General features: G+C 65.1%; 7 protein-coding genes. 4 read left to right on the forward strand and 3 right to left on the reverse strand.

Annotation, left to right across the window (positions count from 1 at the left end):
• Positions 1-141: 141 nt before the first annotated feature.
• Positions 142-1,269, forward strand: coding sequence for an NDMA-dependent alcohol dehydrogenase (locus tag A5636_RS14215; protein ID WP_065159283.1), 1,128 nt, complete (start codon positions 142-144; stop codon positions 1,267-1,269).
• Positions 1,270-1,368: 99 nt separating this feature from the next.
• Entirely contained in the window at positions 1,369-1,788 is a 420-nt protein-coding gene (locus A5636_RS14220; RefSeq protein WP_065159294.1) for a ketosteroid isomerase family protein, read from the forward strand.
• A gap of 19 nt (positions 1,789-1,807) precedes the next feature.
• On the opposite strand, the gene A5636_RS14225 is transcribed toward A5636_RS14220, so the two are convergent.
• Positions 1,808-3,241, reverse strand: coding sequence for a hypothetical protein (locus A5636_RS14225; RefSeq protein WP_065159284.1), 1,434 nt, complete (start codon positions 3,239-3,241; stop codon positions 1,808-1,810).
• Between the two features lie 167 nt (positions 3,242-3,408).
• On the opposite strand from A5636_RS14225, the gene A5636_RS14230 reads away from it, so the two are divergent.
• Positions 3,409-3,813: an HIT family protein gene (locus tag A5636_RS14230; RefSeq protein WP_065159285.1), complete on the forward strand. Its 405-nt coding sequence runs from the start codon at positions 3,409-3,411 to the stop codon at positions 3,811-3,813.
• A gap of 146 nt (positions 3,814-3,959) precedes the next feature.
• Here A5636_RS14230 and A5636_RS14235 read toward each other — a convergent pair whose 3' ends face one another.
• Positions 3,960-5,402: a sensor histidine kinase gene (locus A5636_RS14235; RefSeq protein WP_065159286.1), complete on the reverse strand. Its 1,443-nt coding sequence runs from the start codon at positions 5,400-5,402 to the stop codon at positions 3,960-3,962.
• A gap of 11 nt (positions 5,403-5,413) precedes the next feature.
• Positions 5,414-6,139 carry a response regulator transcription factor gene (locus A5636_RS14240; RefSeq protein ID WP_065159287.1) on the reverse strand — a complete coding sequence of 242 codons (726 nt, stop codon included), beginning with the start codon at positions 6,137-6,139 and terminating at the stop codon, positions 5,414-5,416.
• 159 nt (positions 6,140-6,298) lie between these two features.
• Between A5636_RS14240 and A5636_RS14245 the strand changes: the two genes are divergently transcribed.
• On the forward strand, positions 6,299-7,021 hold the full coding sequence (locus tag A5636_RS14245; RefSeq protein WP_065159288.1) for a hypothetical protein: 723 nt from the start codon (positions 6,299-6,301) through the stop codon (positions 7,019-7,021).
• Positions 7,022-7,024: the final 3 nt, after the last annotated feature.

The following is a 7,024-nucleotide window of genomic DNA, read 5'->3' on the forward strand; positions in this document are numbered from 1 at the left end:
AGCCCAGCACCCAACCAAGCATTTGATTTGTTGGACCCGCTATGCTGACGAAACAGGAGTGCCTGTGGCACTCGTCACCACCGCTGCCCGGCAGGAAGTCAGGCACTCTCAATTCAAAGGCGAAATGGGGTCAGGTCCATCGTGAAGACAAAAGGCGCACTGATCTGGGAATTCAACCAGCCGTGGTCCATCGAGGACATCGAGATCGGCGACCCGCAAGCGCATGAGGTCAAGATCCAGATGGAAGCGGCGGGCATGTGCCACTCCGACCATCACCTGGTCACCGGCGGCATCCCGATGGCTGGGTTCCCGGTGCTCGGTGGTCACGAGGGCGCGGGCATCGTCACCGAGGTCGGCCCCGGCGTGGAAGACATCGCCCCCGGTGACCACGTCGTGCTGTCGTTCATCCCGTCCTGTGGCCAGTGTCCGACCTGTCAAGCGGGCATGCGCAACCTCTGCGACCTGGGAGCCGGACTGCTCGGCGGCGCCGCGGTGAGCGACGGAACCTTCCGGATCAAGGCCCGCGGCCAAGACGTCTTCCCGATGACGCTGTTGGGGACGTTCTCGCCGTACATGGTCGTGCACCGCAGCTCCGTGGTGAAGATCGACCCGTCGGTGCCCTTCGAGGTGGCCGCGCTGGTCGGCTGCGGCGTCACCACCGGCTATGGCTCCGCCGTCCGCACCGCCGACATCCGCCCAGGCCAAGACGTGGCCATCGTCGGTGTCGGTGGCGTCGGAATGGCGGCCCTGCAGGGCGCCGCCGCGGCGGGAGCCCGCTACATCTTCGCCATCGACCCGGTTGAATGGAAGCGAGACCAGGCGCTGAAGTTCGGCGCCACGCACGTCTACCCCGACATCAACGCCGCCCTGATGGGCATTGCCGAGGTGACCTACGGGCTGATGGCCCACAAGGTGATCGTGACCGTCGGAGAACTACACGGGTCCGACATCGACAACTACCTGAACATCACCGCCAAGGGCGGCACCTGCGTGGCTACCGCCATCGGAAGCCTGCTGGACACCAACGTGACGCTGAACCTCGCGATGTTGACCCTCATGCAGAAGAACCTGCAGGGCACCATTTTTGGTGGCGGCAACCCGCAGTACGACATTCCGCAGCTGCTGGCGATGTACAAGGCCGGCAAGCTGAACCTGGACGACATGGTCACCACCCAGTACCGCCTGGAGCAGATCAACGAGGGATACCAGGACATGTTGGACGGCAAGAACATTCGCGGCGTCATCCGCTACACGGACGCAGACCGGTAGGCCGGCGCGCTGCGGAAGGGCCGCCCGCACGGCGCGCCTGCCACTGCTTCGCCGCCGACGGCTGCGCCCCGGGTGCCGTTTAGAGAAGGAGTGAACGCAATGACTCAAACCGTCGAATCACCGGCGTTGGCCGCCTCGCAGGCGTCCTGGCGGTGCGTGCAAGCGCACGATCGCGAGGGGTGGCTGGCGCTGATGGCCGACGATGTCGTGGTCGAGGACCCGATCGGCAAGTCGGTCACCAATCCCGACGGCGCCGGAGTGAAGGGCAAAGAGGGGGTCGCCACCTTCTACGACACCAACATCGCCGCCAACAACCTGACCATCGCCTGCGAGGAGACCTTCCCGTCCAGTTCGCCGAACGAGATCGCTCATATCCTGGTGCTGGACAGCAAGTTCGAGGGCGGCCTCACCAGTAGCGTCCGTGGGGTGTTCACCTACCGCGTGGACGACGAGGGCCTGATCACCAACATGCGGGGCTACTGGAACCTCGAGATGATGAAGTTCGGACAGCAGGAGTGACGGACCCAGCGGGCGCAACCTAGCCGATGCGTCCGATACCGGTGATGTTGCCCTGCATGATCTTGTTGCCCATCAGGACCATCGACGACGTCTGAATCGGGTCGCTCAGGATGGTTGCGGACTTGAGTTGTTGGTACAGCAGTTGCCCGTTGCTCGGGTCGATCACGCTGAAGGCGAACAGGTCCGCCGGTGTCGTCTGATCGAGTCCGATACGGGTGATCGTGTAGATGAGGCCGTCGCCGGTGGATAGATGCGGCAGGGCCGCGCTGCGGACCTTGCTCTCCCATACCGTGTGACAGCCAGGACCCGGATTATTCATGTCCACCCTGGTCATGCCGCCCACGAACGGCGCCGTCGGCGGGACCGCTGGTCCCGCGTTGGGCGGAACGGCCGGGTAGGGGTAGCCGTAGGTGCTGGCGATGAACATCGAATTGCCCACGCCGATCGGCGAGTTCTCGCTGCCGGGTCCGCCGAGAGTCAAAACCGTCTGCTGACAAAGCAAAGCGCCCGTTCCGGATTGGTAGACCAGCGTGTGCACCTGAGGGTCGGCGTTGTCCACGATGGTCAGATAGTCCGCACCGGTCGGGCCGAAATACGTTGGAGTGGAACCGGTCCCCCAACTCAATTGCCCCGGCTTGCGGGCGGGCCCGCGATCATAATTCTGGCCCCACAGCACCTGCGGGTTCCCGGCACCGTTGAGGTTGATCTCGTAGAGAGCGAAGGTGGTCGCTACCGCGACGCGGTTCTGCGGCGACACCGAAATGCTGTTGGCCACTTGCTGTCCGGCGGGTAGTTGCAGACTGGCGACACCACCGCCGGCTTTGGCCACACCCACCACACCGTTGCCGGTCGCAAACCAGACGTTGCCTAGATAGTCGGGGACGACCCCCACCGAGTTGTCGCCGGGCGGTATCACGCTGGACAAGTCAACGGAGTCGGTGACGACCAGGTGCCACCGGCCCCGCTCATCGCGGGTGTGAGCGATGCGCAGCAGATGATTGGTGCCGTCGATAAGCACCATCTGGTTGTTGTTGTCCAGATAGGCATAGACACCGCCGAGCAGACCGCCCTTGGCGATATCCATGGATGCCAACGGAAGAATCTGGGGCACGATGCCGCCGGGGTCGATCAGATGCAGGACCGGAGCCTGCGCGGTGATTGTGGTGCACAGTGCCAGCACCAGACCGTCGGTGCCCTGGGTGATCGTCGGGCAAGCGGCCAGCAACGGGAACGCCAGAATCGGGACCAGGCGGGCACCCGGACCGGGCAGTGGGCCCGCGTCCGCCGAACCCGCATCGTTATGCATGGACGCGATGCCGTTGGGCGCCATATACGGGTTGGGTGGTGCCAGCGGCCCGAACGCGTCAGCGGCGTGAGCGGGATTGACCGCGGGTAGGAGGGAAACAGCGCAGGTGGTCAGCACTGCCAGCAATGCCTTGGGACATAGCGCCAACGTGCCCTCCAGTGAATTGGGTCACATCGGAGTGTGGCGACCGTTAGGAACGACATGGCAACGGTCCGTTAACGGTTCAGCGTCAGCGTCTGGCGTCCTTGTCGCATGTAGGTGCTGGCGCGAGACCTTGCTCACTTGTGCCGCACCGCCGAACCTATGCTTGAGCCATGGCGTCGATCTTCACCAAGATCATCAACCGTGAACTCCCCGGCCGATTCGTCTACGAGGACGACGACGTGGTCGCGTTCCTGACGATCGAGCCGATGACGCAAGGCCACACTTTGGTGGTGCCGCGCGAGGAGATCGACCAGTGGCAGGGCGTGGACGCCGAGGCCTTCGGGCGGGTGATGTCGGTGAGCCAGCTGATCGGCAGGGCGGTGTGCAAGGCGTTCCAGGCCGAGCGCGCCGGACTGATCATTGCCGGCCTAGAGGTGCCGCATCTGCACGTCCACGTATTTCCCACCCGCAGCCTGGCCGACTTCGGCTTCGCCAATGTCGACCGCAACCCGTCGGCGGAATCGCTGGACGATGCGCAGGCCAGGATCAAGGCTGCGCTGGAAGAGCTGGGCTGAACCGTCGCGCGGCTTTCGCACGCCGACCTTCGCACGCCGAGAACGAGCCCCGATAGATTTGCCCGCTTATGCGCGACAAACCCGCAAACTCCTAGCCCACTAAGCCCGCTTAGCCCAGTTAGCCCGCTTCGGCCCACTTCTCCCGCTCAGCGCACTTGGCCCACTTCGGCAGGCACGTCGCTGACCCGTGGCAGCGTGACACGAAAACGACAACCCTCGCCGGGCCCCGTTGACACCGTGACGTGGCCCCCGTGCGCTTTCACCAACGAGTCGACGATCGACAGCCCGAGTCCGGTGCCCCCACTGGACCGCGCCCGAGACGCGTCGGTGCGATAGAAACGCTCGAAGATGCGCTCGGCATCCTCCTGGCTCATGCCGGGGCCCTTGTCGGCGACCTCGAGCACCGCGTCGTCACCGTCGGTGCCGACCCGCACCGCAATGTCGGCGCTGGTCGGGGTGTGCTGAATCGCGTTGGCGACAAGGTTGCCCAGCACCTGGCGCAGACGTGGCTCGTCGCCGAGCACCTCCGGGGTGCCGGGCCCGTCGAACACTTCCATGTTGATGGCGCGGTCGGGGTCGATCGCGCGGCCGTCGTGCACGGCGTCGCTGGCCAGCGCCAGCAGATCCACCCGCCGGTGTTCCAGCGGCCGTTGCACATCCAAGCGGGCCAGCATCAGCAGGTCGTCGACCAACAGGCCCATTCGGCTGGCTTCGCTCTCGATACGCGACAGCAGCATGGAAACGTCGCGCGCGGCGCCCTGCCGGTACAACTCCGCGAACCCGCGGATGGTGGTCAACGGGGTACGCAGTTCGTGACTGGCGTCGGTGATGAACCGTCGCATCCGCTCCTCAGAACCCCGGGCCGTTTCCGCCGACGACTCCGAGGCGGCCAGCGCCTCCTGGAGCCGGGACAGCATTCCGTTGAGCGCCAACGAAAGTCGGCCCACCTCGGTGCGGGGGTCACGTTCGGTGACACGTCGATCCAGGTGGCCGGCTGCGATCGCGGCAGCAGTCTGTTCGACTTCGGTCAACGGTTGCAAGCTGCGCTGCACCACCGCAAAGCCGACAATACCGACCACTACCAATACCGCTGCCCCGATACCGGCCTGCAGCAGCATCAACGACCGCACAGTGTGGTCGACGTCGGACAGGTCGATCGCGACCGTGGCTAGGCCACCGTGCGGTCCGTGCACGGTCACCGCACGCCACTCGATATCGGAGCCGCGCACCGATGACAGCGTCGTTGGGTTCGGACCCACATCGTTGTCGGCCGGAAGGGCAGGCTCGGCATTGCGGTCGTTGATGGCCGTCGTGGTGTGCCCGTCGGGACTGACCGCCCGCACATAGAACTTCGATGGTGGCCGCGCGGGGTCGGGCCCTTCGCTGTTGGGTGTCGCGTGTTTCCAGGGAGCCTGCGCCCAGCTGCGGGTTGCGTCCATCAGGGTGGAGTCGATCCGGCTGACCAGGCTGTGCCGCAGGATCGAGGTGACCGCCACTCCCGAGGCCAACAGACCACACATCACCAGCGCGAGGGTGGCCGCCACCAGGCCTACCCGCAGCGGCACACCCCGTCGATACCGGTTGGCCATTTCGCTTCGGTTCAGCGCGGTTCGCGCAACACGTAACCCACGCCGCGCAGCGTGTGCAGCAAGCGTTTCTCCCCGGTGTCGATCTTGCGGCGCAGGTAGGACACGTAGGACTCGACGACGTTGACGTCACCGCCGAAGTCGTACCGCCACACGTGGTCGAGAATCTTCGGCTTGCTCAGCACGGTGCCGGCGTTGATCACGAAGTAGCGCAACAACGTGAACTCGGTGGGAGACAACGACACCGGCTGCCCGGCCTTCCACACTTCGTGCGTTTCCTCGTCAAGTTCGATGTCGGCGAACGAAAGTCGCGAATTGCGTGGTTCGTTGCTGTTGCCCTTGCCGGCGCGTCGCAGGATCACCCGCAACCGGGCCACCACCTCTTCGAGGCTGAACGGCTTGGTGACGTAATCGTCGCCACCTAGGGTGAGCCCGGCGATCTTGTCCTGCAACGAGTCTCGGGCCGTCAGGAACAGCGCGGGCGCATCGATGCCGTCGGCGCGCATCCGACGCAACACTCCGAAGCCGTCCATTCCGGGCATCATCACGTCGAGGATCACCGCGTCCGGCCGGGATTCGCGGGCCCGGTCCAATGCCTGGGCGCCATTGGCTGCGGTGAAAACCTCGAATCCCTGGAACTTCAGGCTTACTGAGAGCAATTCGACAATGTTGGCTTCGTCATCGACGACGAGGATGCGGGCCTCGGGTTTGGTCGTCTCGGCCGTAGCGCTCCCTGTCATGAGGTCAGCACCTCCACCCGAACTTGTGTGTTAGCTCTGCAATCATTGAAAACTTCCTGAGAGGTCGTTGCAAGTCAACTGTTAGCAGTGTGCCAGGAATCGACGAAATTGCCTGGACCCGCGGGCGAATTTGGGCCCTGACGTGAATAGACTCACAGAATGAACCTGGGCAAAGCCATTGTTGAGCTTGCGACCGCGCCGGCGCGCACCGGCCTTGCCGCCGCGGAGGCCAGCCTGAATCTCGCCGGCGCGGCGGTCGGTCTGGCCAAACAAGCGCTCGGTGACACCGGTGGTCCGCGGGGATCCAACGCCATGGCGAACATGTTGGGGATTGACGACGCCCTGGCGCGGGCCAATCGATTGGCCCGGCTGCTGGACGACGACATGCCGCTCGGGCGGGCGGTGGCACCCAACGGCCCGATGGACCGGATGCTGCGCCCCGGCGGCGTGGTCGATCTGTTGACGTCCGAGGGCGGCTTGATCGATCGGTTGACCGCGGAGGGCGGCGGGCTGCATCGCGCACTGCAACCGGGCGGATTGGCCGATCAGTTGCTGGGTGCCGACGGGATGATCGAGCGGGTGCTCGCCGAGGACGGGCTGGCCGACAAACTGTTGTCCGAGGGCGGCATGATCGACAAGTTGACCGCCAAGAACGGTCCGCTTGAGCAGCTGGCCGACGTCGCCGACACCCTGGCCCGGCTGGCGCCCGGCATGGAGGCACTCGAGCCGGCCATCGCCACCCTGCAGGAAGCGGTGATCTCGCTGACCATGGTGGTCAACCCACTGAGCAACATCGCCGATCGGATCCCGCTGCCCGGCCGGCGGGTGCGCTCGACGTCCCGGCCGGTGCGGTCCCAGCGCATCGTCGACGGCGGCCAGTAACCG

This window comes from Mycobacterium asiaticum, from assembly GCF_001673315.1.
GTDB classification, from domain to species: domain Bacteria; phylum Actinomycetota; class Actinomycetes; order Mycobacteriales; family Mycobacteriaceae; genus Mycobacterium; species Mycobacterium asiaticum_B.